This window comes from Pseudomonas sp. GW821-FHT12A04 (assembly GCF_058807755.1).
In genome coordinates this window covers 517,827-536,452 of record NZ_JBXAQZ010000002.1, presented here as the reverse complement: position 1 = coordinate 536,452, position 18,626 = coordinate 517,827, and the positions used below count along the sequence as shown (strand labels likewise).

16 protein-coding genes are annotated in these 18,626 nt (G+C 60.1%); 6 read left to right on the top strand and 10 right to left on the bottom strand.

Annotation, left to right across the window (positions count from 1 at the left end; all coding sequences use genetic code 11):
* The first annotated feature begins 99 nt into the window (after positions 1 to 99).
* On the top strand, positions 100 to 1,278 hold the full coding sequence (locus AC1RS8_RS05285; RefSeq protein WP_489339372.1) for a BaiN/RdsA family NAD(P)/FAD-dependent oxidoreductase: 1,179 nt from the start codon (positions 100 to 102) through the stop codon (positions 1,276 to 1,278).
* A 228-nt stretch (positions 1,279 to 1,506) separates the two neighbouring features.
* The gene (yccS, locus tag AC1RS8_RS05280) at positions 1,507 to 3,690 is read left to right on the top strand and encodes a YccS family putative transporter (protein ID WP_349736382.1); all 2,184 of its coding nucleotides are present in this window, start codon (positions 1,507 to 1,509) and stop codon (positions 3,688 to 3,690) included.
* Between the two features lie 156 nt (positions 3,691 to 3,846).
* Here yccS and AC1RS8_RS05275 read toward each other — a convergent pair whose 3' ends face one another.
* Entirely contained in the window at positions 3,847 to 4,584 is a 738-nt protein-coding gene (locus AC1RS8_RS05275; RefSeq protein WP_489339373.1) for a substrate-binding periplasmic protein, read from the bottom strand.
* 258 nt (positions 4,585 to 4,842) lie between these two features.
* Between AC1RS8_RS05275 and AC1RS8_RS05270 the strand changes: the two genes are divergently transcribed.
* A complete protein-coding gene (locus AC1RS8_RS05270) occupies positions 4,843 to 5,295 on the top strand; it encodes a GNAT family N-acetyltransferase (RefSeq protein ID WP_057712970.1) in 453 nt (150 codons plus the stop codon).
* A 108-nt stretch (positions 5,296 to 5,403) separates the two neighbouring features.
* Here the strand turns inward: AC1RS8_RS05270 and AC1RS8_RS05265 are convergent, their stop codons facing one another.
* From AC1RS8_RS05265 to AC1RS8_RS05255, 3 genes are read right to left on the bottom strand one after another with little or no spacing between them, the layout of a single operon-like run.
* Positions 5,404 to 5,700 carry a winged helix-turn-helix domain-containing protein gene (locus tag AC1RS8_RS05265; protein WP_223500935.1) on the bottom strand — a complete coding sequence of 99 codons (297 nt, stop codon included), beginning with the start codon at positions 5,698 to 5,700 and terminating at the stop codon, positions 5,404 to 5,406.
* Between the two features lie 37 nt (positions 5,701 to 5,737).
* Positions 5,738 to 6,226, bottom strand: coding sequence for a YgjP-like metallopeptidase domain-containing protein (locus tag AC1RS8_RS05260; protein WP_057712969.1), 489 nt, complete (start codon positions 6,224 to 6,226; stop codon positions 5,738 to 5,740).
* Between the two features lie 45 nt (positions 6,227 to 6,271).
* A complete protein-coding gene (locus AC1RS8_RS05255) occupies positions 6,272 to 8,395 on the bottom strand; it encodes a putative bifunctional diguanylate cyclase/phosphodiesterase (RefSeq protein ID WP_489339374.1) in 2,124 nt (707 codons plus the stop codon).
* 323 nt (positions 8,396 to 8,718) lie between these two features.
* Here AC1RS8_RS05255 and AC1RS8_RS05250 point away from each other — a divergent pair, with 323 nt between their 5' ends.
* Positions 8,719 to 9,387, top strand: coding sequence for a polysaccharide lyase family 7 protein (locus AC1RS8_RS05250; protein WP_057712967.1), 669 nt, complete (start codon positions 8,719 to 8,721; stop codon positions 9,385 to 9,387).
* 193 nt (positions 9,388 to 9,580) lie between these two features.
* On the opposite strand, the gene fba is transcribed toward AC1RS8_RS05250, so the two are convergent.
* The 6 genes from fba to tkt all read right to left on the bottom strand — a co-directional run bounded on the left by fba (position 9,581) and on the right by tkt (position 15,969).
* Positions 9,581 to 10,645 carry a class II fructose-bisphosphate aldolase gene (gene fba, locus AC1RS8_RS05245; RefSeq protein ID WP_007981624.1) on the bottom strand — a complete coding sequence of 355 codons (1,065 nt, stop codon included), beginning with the start codon at positions 10,643 to 10,645 and terminating at the stop codon, positions 9,581 to 9,583.
* Between the two features lie 262 nt (positions 10,646 to 10,907).
* Positions 10,908 to 11,240: an MliC family protein gene (locus AC1RS8_RS05240; protein WP_090451874.1), complete on the bottom strand. Its 333-nt coding sequence runs from the start codon at positions 11,238 to 11,240 to the stop codon at positions 10,908 to 10,910.
* Positions 11,241 to 11,296: 56 nt separating this feature from the next.
* The gene (locus tag AC1RS8_RS05235) at positions 11,297 to 11,518 is read right to left on the bottom strand and encodes a hypothetical protein (protein ID WP_489339375.1); all 222 of its coding nucleotides are present in this window, start codon (positions 11,516 to 11,518) and stop codon (positions 11,297 to 11,299) included.
* Between the two features lie 35 nt (positions 11,519 to 11,553).
* A complete protein-coding gene (locus AC1RS8_RS05230) occupies positions 11,554 to 12,717 on the bottom strand; it encodes a phosphoglycerate kinase (protein WP_090451879.1) in 1,164 nt (387 codons plus the stop codon).
* Between the two features lie 12 nt (positions 12,718 to 12,729).
* Positions 12,730 to 13,782 carry an erythrose-4-phosphate dehydrogenase gene (gene epd / locus AC1RS8_RS05225; RefSeq protein ID WP_057716543.1) on the bottom strand — a complete coding sequence of 351 codons (1,053 nt, stop codon included), beginning with the start codon at positions 13,780 to 13,782 and terminating at the stop codon, positions 12,730 to 12,732.
* A 189-nt stretch (positions 13,783 to 13,971) separates the two neighbouring features.
* Positions 13,972 to 15,969 carry a transketolase gene (gene tkt, locus AC1RS8_RS05220; protein WP_057712963.1) on the bottom strand — a complete coding sequence of 666 codons (1,998 nt, stop codon included), beginning with the start codon at positions 15,967 to 15,969 and terminating at the stop codon, positions 13,972 to 13,974.
* A gap of 261 nt (positions 15,970 to 16,230) precedes the next feature.
* Between tkt and AC1RS8_RS05215 the strand changes: the two genes are divergently transcribed.
* Both AC1RS8_RS05215 and metK read left to right on the top strand, forming a co-directional pair.
* The gene (locus tag AC1RS8_RS05215; RefSeq protein ID WP_057712962.1) at positions 16,231 to 17,226 is read left to right on the top strand and encodes an ArsR/SmtB family transcription factor; all 996 of its coding nucleotides are present in this window, start codon (positions 16,231 to 16,233) and stop codon (positions 17,224 to 17,226) included.
* Between the two features lie 18 nt (positions 17,227 to 17,244).
* Positions 17,245 to 18,435, top strand: coding sequence for a methionine adenosyltransferase (gene metK / locus AC1RS8_RS05210; protein ID WP_008050251.1), 1,191 nt, complete (start codon positions 17,245 to 17,247; stop codon positions 18,433 to 18,435).
* Positions 18,436 to 18,626: the final 191 nt, after the last annotated feature.

Sequence of the window (18,626 nt, the reverse complement as noted above, 5' to 3'; positions counted from 1 at the left end):
TCACCGCGGTGAGCCAGACTGCCAGCGTTATCGTTCACGCCCATCGCGAGCAAGCTCGCTCCTACAGGGACCGCAATAGTTTTTTGTGAGGACACCGTTTTGCGCTCTACCGAAGTCGTGATCATTGGCGCTGGCGCCGCAGGGTTGATGTGTGCGCTGACCGCCGCCGGGCGCGGGCGCAAGGTGTTGCTGCTCGACCATGCCAACAAGGCCGGCAAGAAAATCCTGATGTCGGGCGGTGGCCGCTGCAATTTCACCAACATGTACACCGAGCCGGGCAATTTCCTCTCGCAAAACGCGCATTTCTGCAAATCCGCCCTGGCCCGTTATACCCAGTGGGATTTCATCGGCATGGTGGCCAAGCACGGCGTGCCGTACCACGAGAAAAAACTCGGCCAGTTGTTCTGCGATAACAAATCCAGTGACATTCTCGAAATGCTGCTCAACGAGTGCAATCAGGTCGGCGTCAGCCTGCACCTGGACACCTCGATCCAGACCATCGAGAGGCTTGAAAAAGGCTACTTGCTGGACACGACGCTTGACCAAATCACCTGCGAATCCCTGGTGATCGCCACCGGCGGCCTGTCGATCCCGACCCTGGGCGCCACCGGTTTCGGCTATCAAGTGGCCAAACAGTTCGGCCACGAACTGCTGCCGACCCGCGCCGGCCTGGTGCCGTTCACCATTACCGATCAGCTCAAAGCCTTGTGCACCGAGTTGTCCGGTACGTCGGTGGATTGCCTGGTGAGCTGCAACGACCAGAGCTTCCGCGAGAACATCCTGTTCACCCACCGCGGCCTCAGCGGCCCGGCGATTTTGCAGATCTCGTCGTTCTGGGAATCCGGCGATACCGTCGAGATCAACCTTCTGCCGGATCACGACGTACCGAGCTGGCTGCAACAGCAACAGGCCGAACGCCCCAACAGCGAGCTGAAAACCCTGCTCGGTGAAATCTTCACCAAGAAGATGGCCAACCTGCTGGCGGACAACTGGTTCGTCTCCAAACCGATGAAGCAGTACACCCACGCGGAACTGGCCGATATCGCGGAAAAACTGGCGAGCTGGAAAGTCGTACCCGCCGGCACCGAAGGCTATCGCACCGCCGAGGTGACCCTGGGCGGCGTCAACACCAATGAAGTATCGTCCAAGACCATGGAATCGCTGAAGAGCCCGGGGCTGTACTTCATCGGCGAAGTGCTCGACGTGACCGGGCATCTGGGCGGCTTCAACTTCCAGTGGGCGTGGGCATCGGGCTACGCGGCTGCGCAGTACGTCTGATTCAAAAATCAATACAACCCCTGTGGGAGCGAGCTTGCTCGCGATGAGGCCATAACATTCAACAGAGATGTTGACTGACAGGCCGCCATCGCGAGCAAGCTCGCTCCCACAGGGGTTTGAAGTGCCTGACAAGGAACAGATTTTGCTGTCTGATGTGATCGACGCCATTGCGTCGGCGTCATTAGTGGCTCAATTTAGCGTCATTGCCTCGGAAGGCCTTCGCATTTCATGTCATCGACTTCGTTCCGCCAGTCTCTGCGTCGCCTTTGGGCGCTGGATAAGTTCAGCTACAGCGTGCGGGTATTCATTGCCCTGACCGGCACCATGGCGCTGTGTTGGTATCAGGATGAAATGGGCCTTCTGATCCCGTTGTTCCTGGGGATCATCGCCAGTGCCCTGGCCGAGACCGACGACAGCTGGCAGGGCCGTCTCAACGCACTGGCGGTGACGCTGGTGTGTTTCGCGGTCGCCGCCCTCTCCGTCGAACTGCTCTTCCCCTACCCCCCGCTGTTTATCATCGCCTTCGCCCTGGCCGCGTTCTGCCTGACCATGCTCGGCGCCCTCGGCGAGCGCTATGGCGCGATTGCCTCGGCGACGTTGATCCTTTCGGTCTATACCATGATCGGCGTGGACCAGCGTGGCGGTGCGGTCATCGACGTCTGGCACGAGCCGATGCTGCTGGTGGCCGGTGCCGCCTGGTACGGCTTGCTGTCGGTGTTGTGGCAGGCGCTGTTTTCCAATCAGCCGGTGCAGCAGAGCCTGGCGCGGCTGTTCCGCGAGCTGGGCTTTTACCTGAAGCTCAAATCCTCGCTGTTCGAGCCGATCCGGCAGATGGACGTGGAGGCGCGGCGTCTGGAGTTGGCCCAACAGAACGGCCGGGTGGTGGCCGCACTGAACGCCGCCAAGGAAATCATCCTGCACCGGGTCGGCAACGGGCGCCCGGGGTCGAAAGTCAGCCGCTACCTCAAACTGTACTTCCTCGCTCAGGACATCCACGAGCGTGCCAGTTCGTCGCACTACCCGTACAACGCCCTGGCCGACGCCTTCTTCCACAGCGACGTGCTGTTCCGCTGCCAACGCCTGTTGCGCCAGCAAGGCAAGGCCTGCCGGGCCTTGGCCGAATCGATCCAGATGCGCCAGCCGTTCACCTATGACGCCAGTTTCGCCGAGGCACTGAGCGACCTGGATGCCTCTCTCGAACACCTGCGCATCCAGAGCAACCCGGCCTGGCGCGGCTTGCTGCGTTCACTGCGGGCACTGGCAGCCAACCTCGGCACCCTCGACCGCTTGCTCAGCGATGCCAGTAACCCCGACGCCCTGGCCGACGCCACCGACAGCAGCCTGCTCGACCGTTCGCCGCGCAGCCTCAAGGACGTGTGGCTTCGCTTGCGCACGCAGCTGACGCCGACCTCGCTGCTGTTCCGCCATGCCCTGCGATTGCCCCTGGCCTTGAGCATCGGCTACGCCATGGTGCATTTGATTCACCCGTCCCAAGGCTACTGGATCATCCTCACCACGCTGTTCGTTTGCCAACCGAACTACGGCGCCACTCGCCGCAAACTCGGTCAACGGATCATCGGCACCGCCATTGGCCTGACACTGGCCTGGGCGCTGTTCGACCTGTTCCCGAACCCGCTGATCCAGTCATGCTTCGCCATCGCCGCCGGGGTGGTGTTCTTTACCAACCGCACCACCCGCTACACCCTGGCGACGGCGGCAATCACCCTGATGGTGCTGTTCTGCTTCAACCAGGTAGGTGACGGTTACGGACTGTTCCTGCCACGCTTGTTCGATACCTTGCTCGGCAGCCTGATTGCCGGGCTGGCGGTGTTCCTGTTCCTGCCGGACTGGCAGGGCCGACGCCTGAACAAAGTGCTGGCCAACACCCTGGCCTGCAACAGCATCTACCTGCGCCAGATCATGCAGCAATACGCTGCGGGTAAAAGCGACGACCTGGCTTACCGCCTGGCCCGCCGCAACGCGCACAACGCCGACGCGGCACTGTCGACCACACTGGCCAACATGCTGATGGAGCCGGGACATTTCCGAAAGGAGGCGGATGTGGGCTTCCGCTTCCTGGTGCTGTCACACACGCTACTCAGTTACCTGTCGGGCCTGGGCGCGCACCGGGAAACCCAACTGCCGACGGATGTGCGTGAACATTTGATCGAAGGGGCCGGAGTGAAACTGGCCGCCAGCATCGACGAGATCGCCCAAGGGCTGGCGAGCAAGTCTTCGATTGAAATTCAGAGCGATGAAGAAGAAGCACTGGCCAATGAACTGGAACAGATGCCTGATGAAATCGATGAGGGGCAGCGGTTGGTGCAGACGCAACTGGCGCTGATCTGCCGGCAGTTGGGGCCGCTGAGGACGTTGGCGGCACATCTGATCAAGGACACCAGTGAGGATTGAGATCTGTGGTGTCTGGGCGGGCCTCATCGCGAGCAAGCTCGCTCCCACAGGGGGCTCTGGTGTTCACAAAACTTGTGTCGACTGAAGATCTACTGTGGGAGCGAGCTTGCTCGCGATGAGGCCATCAGCAACAACACAGAAACTGGCTCAACCCACTCACATCCCATGCCGTTTCATCAACTTGTCATAACTCCCGTCCGCCTTCATCGCCGCTATCTCGCGGTCGAAACCGGTGACGATCCGTGCATGCTCGGGATTCTTCAGGCTGACCATAATGTGCAGGCTGTTCTCGCTCAATGGCTTGGGCAGGAACTCCACGGCGTTTCGCACCTTGGGTGACTCACGGGCCAGGTAGTAGCGGGCGACGAATTCATCTTCCAGCGTCAGCTTGACCCGGTCGGCCGCGAGCATGCGCACCGCCATGGCGAAACTGTGCACAGGGACTTTCTGCAACGACTCGTCGTTGTCGAACGGGGGCGAATAGGCGTATCCACGCACCACGGCAATCGGATAGGTGTGCAATTGCTGCAGGTTATTGAATTCAATGGGCGCGTCCTTGCGCTTGAGAAAGCGCACGCGATTGAGCAGGTACTCGCCGGAGAACTGGCCAAGCCTGGTCCGCTCCTCCGAGTACCAGGCGTTGACCAGCACGTCGTATCGGCCCTCGCCCAATCCCATCAAGGCCCTTGCCCAGGGCACCTGTTCGAACTCACTGGCGTAGCCAGCCCTGGCGAGCGCGGTACTGACAATATCCGTCGCCAGACCACCGTTGACGAGCGTGGAATCGGTAAAGGGGGGCCAGGCATCAGCGACCAGCCGCAGTTTTTCTGCCGCCGCTCCCTGAACCAGCAACAGCAATCCAATCAAGGCCAAAGCTCGATGCAATCGCGGCATGCCAGAAAATCCTTAGCGGGCGGCTTGCCCGACGTGTTTTCAGCCAAAACCCCAAGGCCCCTGTACCGGCAAGGCCCGGGTACTCAACATTCGCCCATCGAAGCCATAGCACAGCGCTTCGGTCCAGATTACACAAAGAAGACATCCGCGCGAAAAATGAATGATGGCATTTTGGCCTTTGTCACAGATTCTTCCGCCATAAAGACTTCTGGCGTGAGTGCGCTTAGTATCGGAACGACGTTTTCAGGGAATCAAAACATGACAGTCGACTGGATCTGCAAACACCACAGCGACCTGGGCAAGGAGCAGCTGTACGCCATTTTGCAGCTGCGTGCAGAAGTGTTCGTCGTTGAACAGAAATGCGTTTACCAGGATATCGATGGCCAGGATCTGGAAGGTGACACCCTCCACGTGATGGCCTGGGACGGTAACCGGCTGGTGGCCTACCTGCGCCTGCTTGACCCGCAATCACAGGGCGGCGACGTGGTGATCGGACGGGTGATCATTGCACCCCAGGCACGCGGTGCCGGGCTGGGGCATGAGCTGATGGAACAGGCACTCAAACAGATCGAAAAATACTGGCCCGGTCTGCCGGTCTATCTCTCGGCCCAGGCGCATTTGCAGGGGTATTACGGGCGGTACGGGTTTGTCGTGGCGGGTGAGGAATATGTCGAGGATGGCATTCCACACATCGGGATGCGTCGCCCTTGAAGGCCTTATCGCGAGCAAGCTCGCTCCCACACTGGATTGGGTTCACAACTCAGATCAGCTGTGGGAGCGAGCCTGCTCGCGATGGCGTCAGCTCAGGCGCCGCAAATCTCAGGGATACTCCAGCACCGCCTTGATCTGCCGCAGGTTACGCTCGATCCACCCGCGATCAATCGCACCCCACTCGCGAATCCGATAGCGCCCCGCATGGTTGCGCGCGCCCTCTTCTTGCTCGAATTCACACACAATATCCAGATCCGCCAACGCCGAGATGGTGTCCTGTGCCGTGCGCCTGGGCATGCCGGTGACTTCGGTCAGCGCCGGGACGCTGCTAGCCAGCCCGCTGTCAATCAGGTACGCCACGTACAACCGGCGATAGAAGCTGCTCTTGGTCTTGCTCACGTCCATCCAATGCTCCTTAAAAGGTCGCAGCCTGCGGCAGCTCCTACAGATCCCGCCACGTCAGGTACACCCGCACATCAAATTCCACCTGGTGATAACCCGGCAGCATGTGTTCGCACAGTTTGTAGAATGCCTTGTTGTGGTCCGATTCCTTGAAGTGCGCCAGCTCATGCACCACGATCATTTTCAGGAACTCGCAAGGCGCTTCCTTGAACAGCGAAGCGATGCGGATTTCCTTCTTGGCCTTGAGCTTGCCACCCTGCACCCGTGAAATCGTGGTGTGCAGGCCAAGGGCACGGTGGGTCAGGTCCAGACGGTTGTCGAACAGCACCTTGTCGATGGCCGGAGCGTTACGCAGGTACTCCTGCTTGAGGTCCAGAGCATAGGTGTACAGCGCCTTGTCGCTCTGCACCCCGTGCTTTTGCGGGTAACGCTGGTTCAGGTAATCGCCCAGCCGACCGTCGGCGATCAGCTGGCGTACCTGGTCCTGCAAGGTGGCGGGATAGGCCTGGAGATATTTCAACACGGTCATCGGGGCGGCAATACAGGTCACTAAAAGGTCGCCAGTGTAGCGAATTCAGCGGGGCAGCGCGCTCCAGTCAAACGGCTGGACAAAGACCCCGGTGTCTTCGGCCATCATCGGCCGGGCCACCAGAAAACCTTGCACATACTCACAGCTGTTGGCTTGCAGCCATTCATACTGAGCGACGGTTTCCACCCCTTCGGCAATCACCAATATTCCGAACTGCTTGCACAGGTCGATCACACTGCGCACCAGCGCCGCATCCCTTGCCGAATCCGGCAACCGGGCGATCAAATGGCGGTCGATCTTCAGAGTATCCAGCGCCAGGTCGCGCAAGTGCGTCAGGGAGCAGGGTCCGACCCCGAAGTCATCCAATGCCACGCGTACGCCCAGGTTGTGCAGCAGGCGCAATTGCTTGCGGGTTTCTTCAGGGTTGCGCATCAAGGCCTCTTCCGTGACCTCGACTTCCAGGTGACGCGGTTGCAGGCCATGGCGCTCCAGCACCTGGCGCAACTCGGTGACCAGGTTGGGCATGCCGAACTGCGTACTGCTCAAGCTGACGCCGAGCACCAGGTCCTCGGCAAACAGGGACTCCCAGGCTTTGCGTTGCCCGGCGCCGCGATGGTAAATCCAGCTGCCCAGGCGACTGATCAGCCGCGCCTCCTCCAGCAATGGCAAAAACAGCCCCGGGGGGACATCGCCAACGCTCGGATGCTGCCAGCGCAACAAGGCCTCGAAGCCACGAATCCGCCCGTCGGCAATCGCAACCTGAGGCTGATACACCAGATTGAAATCCCGCTTCTCGATGGCCGTGCGCACACTTTCTTCCAGCATCAGCCGCGTGCGCGCCCGGCCGTTCATTTCATGATCGTAGAAGCGATATTGCTGGCGGCCGGCACGCTTGGCTTCGTACATGGCAATGTCGGCCGCCCGCATCATCCCGTCGAGATTGGCGCCACAATCAGGGAACGTGGCAATGCCGATGCTGGCACCCAGAGCGATATCGAGGCCGTCGATCTGCTGACAGATCGACACTCGCTCGATGAGCTTCTCGGCAATCTTCGCCGCCTGCTCGGGGAACTCCAGATCCAGCAGCGCGGTGAACTCGTCGCCGCCCATCCGCGCCAGAATGTCGAAGGGCCGCAGGCAAGCCTTCAACTGTTCGGAGACCCAGCGCAGCACCCGATCGCCGGCATCGTGCCCGAGCGAATCATTGACTCGCTTGAAGCCGTCGAGGTCCAGATACATCAGGACCCAGGAGCTGTCGGAACGCTCACCGCGCAACAGCAGGTTCTCTACGGTCTGGTAGAAACCCCGGCGGTTGAGCAATCCGCTCAGCGGATCGGTGACCGCCTGAAACTCCAGTTGCTGATGCAGATGGCGCACCACCGACATGTCCAGCACGGTCACGACCATCGCATGTTGCTCGGCGGGCAATGGCGCGCAGGACAAGGCCACCGGCACTTGCTGCCCGGGCGCGGTACGTAGCAGGGCATCGTGCAGGCGCAGGGTTTCGCCTCGTTTGTATCCGGCCAGCAACTCGGAGTCGGCCCAGATCGGGATATGCGGTTTTTGCAGGTAGTCCAGAAACTCCTTGCCTTGCAGTTCCTGCACCGGGGCATTGAGCAACCGTGAAATCGCCGGATTGGCAAAACGAATCAGACCGTCCTCACCCAATACCAGAATGCCTTCGGCTGCGTTTTCCAGCACCGACGCATTAAAGGCACGAGCCGCTTCCAGATCATGACTCAGGCGCTGCAAGGCCCTGCGGTTACGCTGGTGCTCGAGCAACGCCTGGACCTTGGGCGTAAAGACCTGTGGGTCGAACGGCTTGAACAGATAATCCACCGCACCACTGGCATAGCCCTTGATCACGGCATCCTGGGACTGTTCGTTGGCGGTCAGGAAAATGATGGGCGTCAGACGGGTCCGCTGGCTACCGCGCATCAGGCGCGCCACTTCATACCCGTCCATGTCCGGCATCTGCACGTCCAGCAGCACCAGGTCGATATCGTGCTCAAGTAACAAGCCGAGGGCCTCGAAACCCGAGGTGGCAGTAATGACCCGCCAGCCCTGGCGCTGTAACAACGCGCGCATGCTGATCAGGTTTTCGGGGTAATCGTCGACGACTAAAAGGGTTGAGCCGCCTTCTACTGGCGTGGGTTGCGCGCATTCCATGCTGCTTCTCTAATTGCGGGGTGTCAGGCCGGTTTCTCGTGAAAACCGGACAAATACTGCGCCTTCACTCTAGACCCGGTTCTGCAAAAGCAGAAGGTGTCAGTAAGCCATCATTTAATCATAGTGTCTTTTTACCGACTAACGGTCGATGGTTCAGGCGATGGAAACCGGGAAAGATGTCGCTTCGACAGGATGTTGACGTCAGCCACCCGTCAGACGGGCATTAACAAAATCTCCCGCTACGCTTATAAAGGCCGCCCCCGAAGGTGCGGGCTAGAGCTTCTGGCACGTCCGTGCAGCATGAATCAAGTGGAAGAACCGACATGATCGATCTTGCAACCTGGAACCTCAGCGTCCCCGTTGGCAGCCCGCCGTACACCGTCGAAACCGCCAAACTGGTGGACGGTTTCAAGGATCAATACTTCCATTCAGACACAGGCACATTGTTTTTCTGGACGCCCGTGACCGGCTCCCGTACCGAAAACGCAATTTATCCACGTACCGAATTGCGTGAAACCTACAGCAACGGTACGTTGAAAAACTGGTATTACCCGGAAGCCGACAATTTGTTGTATGCCACTCTGGCAGTGAACCAGGTGCCGAGTTCCGGGAAAGTCGTCATCGGCCAGATCCATGCCTATCAAAGCCAGAAACCTCTGGTGAAGGTTGAATACCAATACAAAACCAGCACAGGCACCGGCAATATCGTCGCCAAGGTCCGGATGCATCCCGATGACGATACAGGCCGGGTGATCATCGTTGCGACGGGGGTGAAACTCGACCAGGAGTTCAACTACCTCATTCACCTCAGCCCCGGTGGCGCCTTGGGCATCAGCGCGGCAGGTTATCAATGGGATACGCAAATCAGCACAACCTGGCGTGACAAACCGCTGTATTTCAAGGCCGGGGTCTATGTACAGGACAACACCGGGTACACCACTGAAGGCGGCAAAGTGACCTTCAGCAAGCTGGATATCGATCACAACAATTGATATCGAGGCACTGTTGATCTTGTGGGAGCGGGCTTGCTCGCGAAGGCGTAATGTCAGACGACATTAATGTTGAACGACACACCGCTTTCGCGAGTAAGCCCGCTCCCACACTTACCGCGTCGATCCTGGATCATCGCCCACAAAAAACCCGCCTCTCGGCGGGTTTTTCATGAAGGCAGTTTAACGCTCAGGCTTAGTTGACCTTGGCGTTCAACTCACCTTTCAGGTAACGCTGATACATGCCTTCCAGCGAGATCGCCTTGATCTTCGAAGCGTTGCCGGCAGTACCGAAGGCTTCGTAGCGAGCGATACACACGTCGCGCATGGCGGTGACGGTGGCGCCGAAGAATTTACGTGGGTCGAACTCGCTCGGGTTGGTGGCCATCAGGCGACGCATTGCGCCAGTGGATGCCAGGCGCAGGTCGGTGTCGATGTTGACCTTGCGCACGCCGTGCTTGATGCCTTCGACGATTTCTTCAACCGGTACGCCGTAGGTTTCCTTGATGTCGCCGCCGTACTGGTTGATGATCGCCAGCCACTCTTGCGGAACCGAAGACGAACCGTGCATCACCAGGTGAGTGTTCGGAATGCGCTTGTGGATTTCTTTGATACGGTCGATGGCCAGCACGTCGCCGGTAGGCGGCTTGGTGAACTTGTAGGCGCCGTGGCTGGTGCCGATGGCGATGGCCAGGGCATCCACCTGAGTGCGTTTTACGAAGTCAGCGGCTTCTTCCGGGTCGGTCAGCATCTGGCTGTGATCCAGGACGCCTTCGGCGCCGATGCCGTCTTCTTCACCGGCCATGCCGGTTTCCAGCGAACCCAGGCAGCCCAGCTCGCCTTCTACCGAAACGCCGCAGGCGTGAGCCATGGCTACGGTTTGTTGGGTCACACGCACGTTGTAGTCGTAGTCGGTCGGGGTCTTGCCGTCTTCACCCAGGGAGCCGTCCATCATCACCGAGCTGAAGCCCAGCTGGATGGAGCGCTGGCACACGTCAGGGCTGGTGCCGTGGTCCTGGTGCATGCACACCGGGATGTGCGGGAATTCTTCGATGGCTGCCAGGATCAGGTGACGCAGGAACGGTGCGCCGGCGTATTTGCGAGCACCGGCCGAAGCCTGGACGATCACCGGGGAGTCAGTCTTGTCAGCGGCTTCCATGATGGCGCGCATCTGCTCAAGGTTGTTGACGTTGAAGGCTGGAACGCCGTAGCCGAACTCGGCTGCGTGGTCCAGCATCTGGCGCATGCTGATAAGTGCCATTGTGTATATCTCTCCCGGTTGAGGGTCGTTAATCGTGCCAGCCTGCCGTAGCGGCGGCGGCTATTCAAGTTATTGCAGATCGGGGGTTGGGCCCGGCTGCGAATTCAGGTGTTACCAAAATCTTAAATACGACACAAAAACCCTGTGGGAGCGAGCTTGCTCGCGATGGGGGCGGCACATTCAGCATTGATGTGACTGTGATACTACTATCGCGAGCAAGCTCGCTCCCACAATTGGATCTCTGTATACCAAATCAATCGTATTATTCAGCCTTACAGCCACGCCCAATCAAATCATTGGTGGCGACCCAGTAAACCAGGCCTTCCTCACCTTTTATGTGAAACGCCAGCATGTCATTGCTGTACAGCGAACCCGATGCACCCGGCTCCTGTTTCAAGCGGTAGACCTGATCGGCACCGCCCAGACGCACGTCGACTTCCCTAAGGCTGTCGTCGGTGTAGCGCCACAGCACTTTGGCCTGGCTGTCGCAGGTCCAGGTGGTCCAGTTATCCACAGGCGCGGACGACTGGAACGGGTTCAACTGAGCACAACCAGCCAACAGCGCCAGCGCCGTAACGGCGATAAAACCTTTCATCCATGTCCCTCGACTGACGGCACACGCCGCCAGCCCTGAGTAAAGAGTCAGACCCGTCAAGGGCAGCCATGTTCCTTGGCGGGTGCCCGGGTCTCGTATTTGTCCAGGCCCTCGGGCCCGGAGCGCTTGTTGAGCACCGGGTTGGTTTCCGCCTGCCAGTCGGCCTGATAACAGCCGTTGCGCGACGCAGGCGCCTCGGGTTCCGGCGTGGCTTTCGGGTTGCTCCCGCAAGCCGCCAGTGAACCCGCGACGATCAACAGCGCTAACGTCTTGACCATGTCAACACTCCCTTGCCTGGTCAAACGGGCGACCCTCAGGCCTTGGCCCGGCTTTCCAGGACTTCAACGGCTGGCAGGACCTTGCCTTCGACGAATTCGAGGAACGCACCGCCACCGGTAGAAATGTAGGAGATCTGCTCTGCCACGCCATACTTGTCGATGGCCGCGAGGGTGTCGCCACCGCCGGCAATGGAGAACGCCGCGCTGTCCGCGATGGCCTGGGCCAGCACCTTGGTGCCATTGCCGAACTGATCGAATTCGAACACGCCGACCGGACCGTTCCACAGGATAGTCTTGGACGACTTCAGCAGCTCGGCGAAATTCGCCGCGGTCTGCGGACCGATGTCCAGGATCATGTCGTCGGCAGCGACGTCAGCGATCAGCTTGACGGTCGCAGCGGCGCTTTCCGCGAATTCCTTGGCAACCACTACGTCCACTGGCAGCGGTACGCTGACCTTGGCGGCGATGGCGCGAGCGGTGTCCAGCAGGTCCGGCTCGTACAGGGATTTACCGACCGGGTGACCGGCAGCGGCCAGGAAGGTGTTGGCGATGCCGCCACCGACGATCAACTGGTTGCAGATCTGGCTCAGGCTGTTCAGCACGTCGAGTTTGGTCGACACCTTGGAGCCGGCAACAATAGCCGCCATCGGCTGGGCCGGGGCACCCAGGGCTTTGCCCAGTGCCTCCAGTTCAGCGGCCAGCAGCGGGCCGGCAGCAGCGACTTTGGCGAACTTGGCCACGCCGTGGGTCGAACCCTCGGCACGGTGAGCGGTACCGAAGGCGTCCATCACGAACACGTCGCACAGGGCGGCGTATTGCTGGGCCAGTTCGTCAGCGTTCTTTTTCTCGCCTTTGTTGAAGCGCACGTTTTCGAACAGCACGATGTCGCCCGCTTTCACGTCAACACCGCCCAGATAATCGGCCACCAGCGGCACTTCACGACCCAGAGCACGGCTCAGGTAGTCGGCGACTGGCTTGAGGCTGTTCTCGGCCGAGAACTCGCCTTCGGTCGGACGGCCAAGGTGCGAGCAGACCATCACGGCCGCGCCTTTTTCCAGGGCCAGCTTGATGGTCGGCAGCGAGGCCAGGATACGCGCATCGCTGGTGACAACACCGTCCTTGACTGGAACGTTGAGGTCTTCGCGGATCAATACGCGCTTACCTTGCAGATCGAGGTCGGACATCTTCAACACGGTCATGGGTCGCACTTCCTACGGTTTTTTTGAAGTTGCTGTTTGCAGATAGTGTTCTGCAACGTCCAGCATTCGGTTGGCAAAACCCCATTCATTGTCGAACCAGGCCAGGATGTTCACCAGCCGAGGGCCGGAAACGCGGGTCTGACTGGCATCGACGATCGCCGAATGTGGGTCATGGTTGAAATCACAGCTTGCGTGGGGTAGCTCGGTGTAGGCCAGCAGGCCTTTGAGCGGGCCGCTGGTGGCGGCTTCGCGCAGGATCCGGTTGACCTCGGTGGCGTCGGTCGCGGTGGCGGTCTGCATCGTGATATCGAGGCAGGACACGTTGACCGTCGGCACCCGCACGGCTTTGGCCTGAATTCGTCCGGCAAGTTCCGGCAGCAGGCGTTCGATACCTCGTGCCAGACCGGTGGACACCGGAATCACCGACTGGAACGCCGAACGGGTACGGCGCAGGTCTTCGTGGTGATAGGCATCGATGACCGGCTGATCGTTCATCGCCGAGTGAATGGTGGTGATCGACACGTAGTCCAGACCAATGGCCTGATTCAGCAGGCGCAACAGCGGCACGCCGCAGTTGGTGGTGCAGGACGCGTTGGACACCAGCAATTCGTCGCCGGTCAGGCAGTCCTGGTTCACGCCGTAGACGATGGTCGCGTCAACGTCCGTCTCGCTGGCCATCGGCTGGGAAAACAACACACGCGGGGCGCCGGCGTCGAGGAAACGCTGGCCGTCTTCGCGAGTGTGATAAGCGCCGGAGCACTCCAGCACCAGATCGACGCCCAGGGACGCCCAATCGATGCCTTCGGGGGTGGCACTGCGCAGGACCTTCACGCAGTCGCCATTAATATGCAGACAATCGCCTTCGACCTTCACTTCACCGGGGAACCGGCCATGGGTGGAGTCAAAGCGTGTCAGGTATTCGATACTGGCCATATCCGCCAGATCGTTGATCGCGACAATCTCGAACCCGGCCTTTTCGCCTCGCTCGAACAACGCACGCAAGACGCAACGACCAATCCGGCCGTAGCCGTTGAGTGCAACTTTGTAGGGACGCGGTTGAGGCATGGGGTTCTCGATAGACGCAGGCAAACGAATTCTCGTTAACAACACAACCCCCCTGTAGGAGCGAGCTTGCTCGCGATGGTGGCCCAGACAACGCGGGCATTCAGGCATCCAGCGTTATCGTTAATGACCATCGCGAGCGAGCTCGCTCCTACAGGGGGTTCGCGGTGGTCAGAAACCACCGCGTCGTGCTTAGTCTTCCAGCAGCTCTTCAGCCTGACCCAGGATGTTTTCCAGGGTGAAGCCGAACTCTTCGAACAAGGCCGGCGCAGGCGCCGACTCGCCGTAGGTGGTCATGCCGATCACGCGGCCTTCCAGGCCCACGTACTTGTACCAGTAGTCCGCGTGGGAAGCTTCGATGGCGATACGGGCGCTGACCTGCAACGGCAGGACCGATTGCTTGTAGCCGGCGTCCTGGGCATCGAACACGCTGGTGCACGGCATGGAAACCACACGCACCTTGCGGCCCTGCTCGGTCAGTTTGTCGAAGGCCTGAACGGCCAGGCCGACTTCCGAGCCGGTGGCGATCAGGATCAGCTCAGGCTCGCCTGCGCAGTCCTTCAACACGTAACCGCCACGCGCGATCTCTTCGATCTGAATCGCATTGCGGGTTTGGTGCTGCAGGTTCTGACGCGAGAAGATCAGGGCCGAAGGACCGTCCTTGCGCTCCAATGCGCACTTCCAGCTCACCGCCGATTCAACGGCGTCGGCTGGGCGCCAGGTATCGAGGTTCGGCGTGCAGCGCAGGCTGGCCAGTTGCTCGATTGGCTGGTGAGTCGGGCCGTCTTCGCCCAGACCGATGGAGTCGTGGGTGTAGACGTGGATCACCCGCTGCTTCATCAGGGCCGACATGCGCACCGCGTTACGCGCGTATTCCATGAACATCAGGAAGGTCGCGCCGTAAGGCACCAGGCCGCCGTGCAGCGCCACACCGTTCATGATCGCCGTCATGCCGAATTCACGCACGCCGTAGTACATGTAGTTGCCGCTGGCGTCTTCGGCGGTAACGCCTTTGCAGCCTTTCCACAGAGTCAGGTTGGAACCGGCCAGGTCAGCCGAACCGCCGAGGAACTCAGGCAGCAACGGGCCGAACGCATTCAGGGCGTTCTGGCTGGCTTTACGGCTGGCGATGGTTTCGCCCTTGGCCGCCACTTCGGCGATATAGGCCGAGGCTTTTTCGCTGAAGTCAGCTGGCAGGTCACCGCTCAGACGACGCACCAGTTCGTTGGCTTCAGTCGGGAACGCGGCGGAGTAAGCAGAGAAACGCTGGTCCCACTCGGCTTCAACAGCGCGACCGGCTTCCTTGGCGTCCCACTCGGCATAGATATCGGCCGGGATTTCGAACGGGCCGTGATTCCATTTCAGCGCCGCACGGGTCAGGGCGATTTCCGCGTCACCCAGCGGGGCGCCGTGGCAATCTTCCTTGCCTTGCTTGTTCGGAGAACCGAAACCGATGGTGGTCTTGCAGCAGATCAGGGTTGGCTGCTCGCTTTTACGTGCAGTGTCGATCGCCGTCTTGATCTCTTCCGGGTCGTGACCGTCGACATTGCGGATCACTTGCCAGTTGTAGGACTCAAAACGCTTCGGGGTGTCGTCGGTGAACCAGCCTTCGACTTCGCCATCGATGGAGATGCCGTTGTCATCGTAGAAGGCGATCAGCTTGCCCAGGCCCAGGGTACCGGCCAGGGAAGCGACTTCGTGGGAAATGCCTTCCATCATGCAGCCATCACCCAGGAACACATAGGTGTGGTGATCGACGATGTTGTGGCCAGGACGGTTGAACTGCGCCGCCATGACTTTTTCAGCCAGGGCAAAACCCACGGCGTTGGCCAGGCCCTGGCCCAGTGGACCGGTGGTGGTTTCTACGCCCGGGGTGTAGCCGAGTTCCGGGTGGCCCGGGGTGCGGCTGTGCAGTTGACGGAACTGCTTGAGGTCATCGATCGACAGGTCGTAGCCGGTCAGGTGCAGCAGCGAGTAGATCAGCATCGAGCCGTGGCCGTTGGACAGCACGAAGCGGTCACGGTCGGCAAACGAAGGATTGCTCGGGTTGTGCTTGAGGTAGTCGCGCCAAAGCACTTCGGCGATATCTGCCATACCCATAGGGGCACCGGGATGGCCGCTGTTGGCTTTTTGCACGGCATCCATGCTGAGGGCACGAATGGCGTTGGCACGCTCACGACGGCTAGGCATCGCTGTTCTCCTGGGGGCTTGATTAAAACGAAACGGAAAAAAGGCGAGCATTTTCCCTCACCGGGCCGCCTCGGGGCAATGACAGATAGTCATCTGAAGGCGTTTTTCCAATGGATAACGACGTATTCGCCTGGTGAAACCTTTCCGCCGTCCGATTGTTGACAAAAGCTAACGTCGAGAAGTGCCATCTATCGAGCAATATCAAAACTTTTTGATATTGCTCTTGCGATACCTTCGACCCGTGACTAGACTGCCGGCCTTATGAATTTACGCGTGCCCTCCATTCAACATGACGATTGCGATGAGCTGGCGGCCTTGTGCAAGGCTGGCGGCGATCCCCTGCGGTTGAATGTCTTGCGCGCACTGGCCAATGACTCGTTCGGCGTACTGGAACTGGCGCAGATCTTCGGCATCGGCCAGTCAGGCATGAGCCACCACCTCAAGGTACTGGCACAGGCCGACCTGGTGGCAACGCGCCGCGAAGGCAACGCGATTTTCTACCGTCGCGCGCTGCCCCACACCGAACTGCTGGGCGGCAAACTGCACGCAGCATTGCTCGAAGAAGTGGACAACCTGACGCTGCCGACCGACGTACAGTCGCGCATCACCCAGGTCCATGGGCAACGTGCGGCGGCCAGCCAGGATTTTTTCTCAAGGGTTGCGGAGAAGTTTCGCGCCCAGCAAGACTTGATCGCCGGCCTGCCGCAATACCGCGAAAGCGTGGTGGCCCTGCTCGACAAGCTGAGCTTCGACAAAGACGCCACGGCCATTGAAGTCGGCCCCGGCGATGGCGCATTCCTGCCGGACCTGGCGCGCCGCTTCGCGCAAGTCACGGCGCTGGATAACAGCAGTGCGATGCTCGAACTGGCGCGCCAGGTCTGCGAACGCGACAAGCTGACTAACGTTAGCCTGCAACTGGCCGATGCATTGAACGGCGTCAGCCTCAAGGCCGATTGCGTGGTACTGAACATGGTGCTGCACCATTTTGCCGCACCGGCCGATGCGCTCAAGCACATGGCCCATTTGCTGCAACCAGGCGGTAGCCTGTTAGTGACAGAGTTATGTAGCCACAACCAGAGTTGGGCCAAGGAGGCCTGCGGTGATCTCTGGCTGGGGTTTGAACAGGACGATCTGGCCCGTTGGGCCACCGCTGCGGGACTCGTTCCCGGGGAAAGCCTCTATGTAGGCTTACGTAATGGTTTCCAGATCCAGGTCCGCCATTTTCAGCGACCGGCTGGCGACACTCACCATCGGTAATTTCAGGAAAACATCGAGATGAGCGAATACTCCCTTTTCACCTCCGAGTCCGTGTCTGAAGGGCATCCGGACAAAATCGCCGACCAGATTTCTGATGCGGTGCTGGACGCCATCATTGCTGAAGACAAGTTCGCCCGTGTGGCGTGCGAGACTCTGGTGAAAACGGGCGTGGCGATCATCGCCGGCGAAGTCACCACTTCCGCCTGGGTTGATCTGGAGCAGATCGTTCGTGACGTGATCACCAACATCGGCTACACCAGCTCCGACGTCGGCTTCGACGGCGCGACCTGCGGCGTGATGAACATCATCGGCAAGCAGTCCCCTGACATCAACCAGGGTGTCGACCGTGCCAAGCCTGAAGATCAGGGCGCCGGCGACCAGGGCCTGATGTTCGGCTACGCCAGCAATGAAACCGACGTGCTGATGCCTGCACCGATCACCTTCTCGCACCAACTGGTGCAGCGCCAGGCTGAAGCCCGTAAATCCGGCCTGCTGCCTTGGCTGCGCCCGGACGCCAAGTCGCAAGTGACCTGCCGTTACGAAAACGGCAAGGTTGTCGGTATCGACGCCGTCGTTCTGTCGACCCAGCACAACCCGGAAGTGTCGTACAACGACCTGCGCGAAGGCGTGATGGAGCTGATCGTCAAGCACGTGCTGCCTGCCGAACTGCTGAGCAAGGACACCCAGTTCCACATCAACCCGACCGGCCAGTTCATCATCGGCGGCCCAGTGGGTGACTGCGGTCTGACCGGTCGCAAGATCATCGTCGACAGCTACGGCGGCATGGCCCGTCACGGCGGTGGCGCGTTCTCCGGTAAAGATCCATCGAAGGTTGACCGTTCGGCGGCCTACGCCGGTCGTTACGTGGCCAAGAACATCGTTGCCGCCGGCCTGGCCGAGCGTTGCGAGATTCAGGTGTCCTACGCCATCGGTGTTGCCCAGCCGACTTCGATCTCGCTGAACACCTTCGGCACCGGCAAGATCAGCGATGACAAGATCGTCAAACTGGTCCGCGAAGTGTTCGACCTGCGTCCATACGCGATCACCACCATGCTCGACCTGCTGCACCCGATGTATCAGGAAACCGCTGCGTACGGCCACTTCGGTCGCACCCCGGCGACCAAGACCGTTGGTGACGACACCTTCACCACGTTCACCTGGGAAAAAACCGACCGCGCCGACGCCCTGCGTTCTGCTGCCGGCCTGTAAGATTCCCCCGCAGCACCCGAAGCCCCGCACGGTTCGCGCCCTGCGGGGTTTTTTATTGCCTTGCGCTTGAGACCGCGTGGCCGCCTTCGCGAGCAGGCTCGCTCCCACAGTTGATCTTTGGTGTGACAAAGACCCGTGGGCAAACGCAATTCCCTGTGGGAGCGAGCTTGCTCGCGATGAGGCCAGCACAA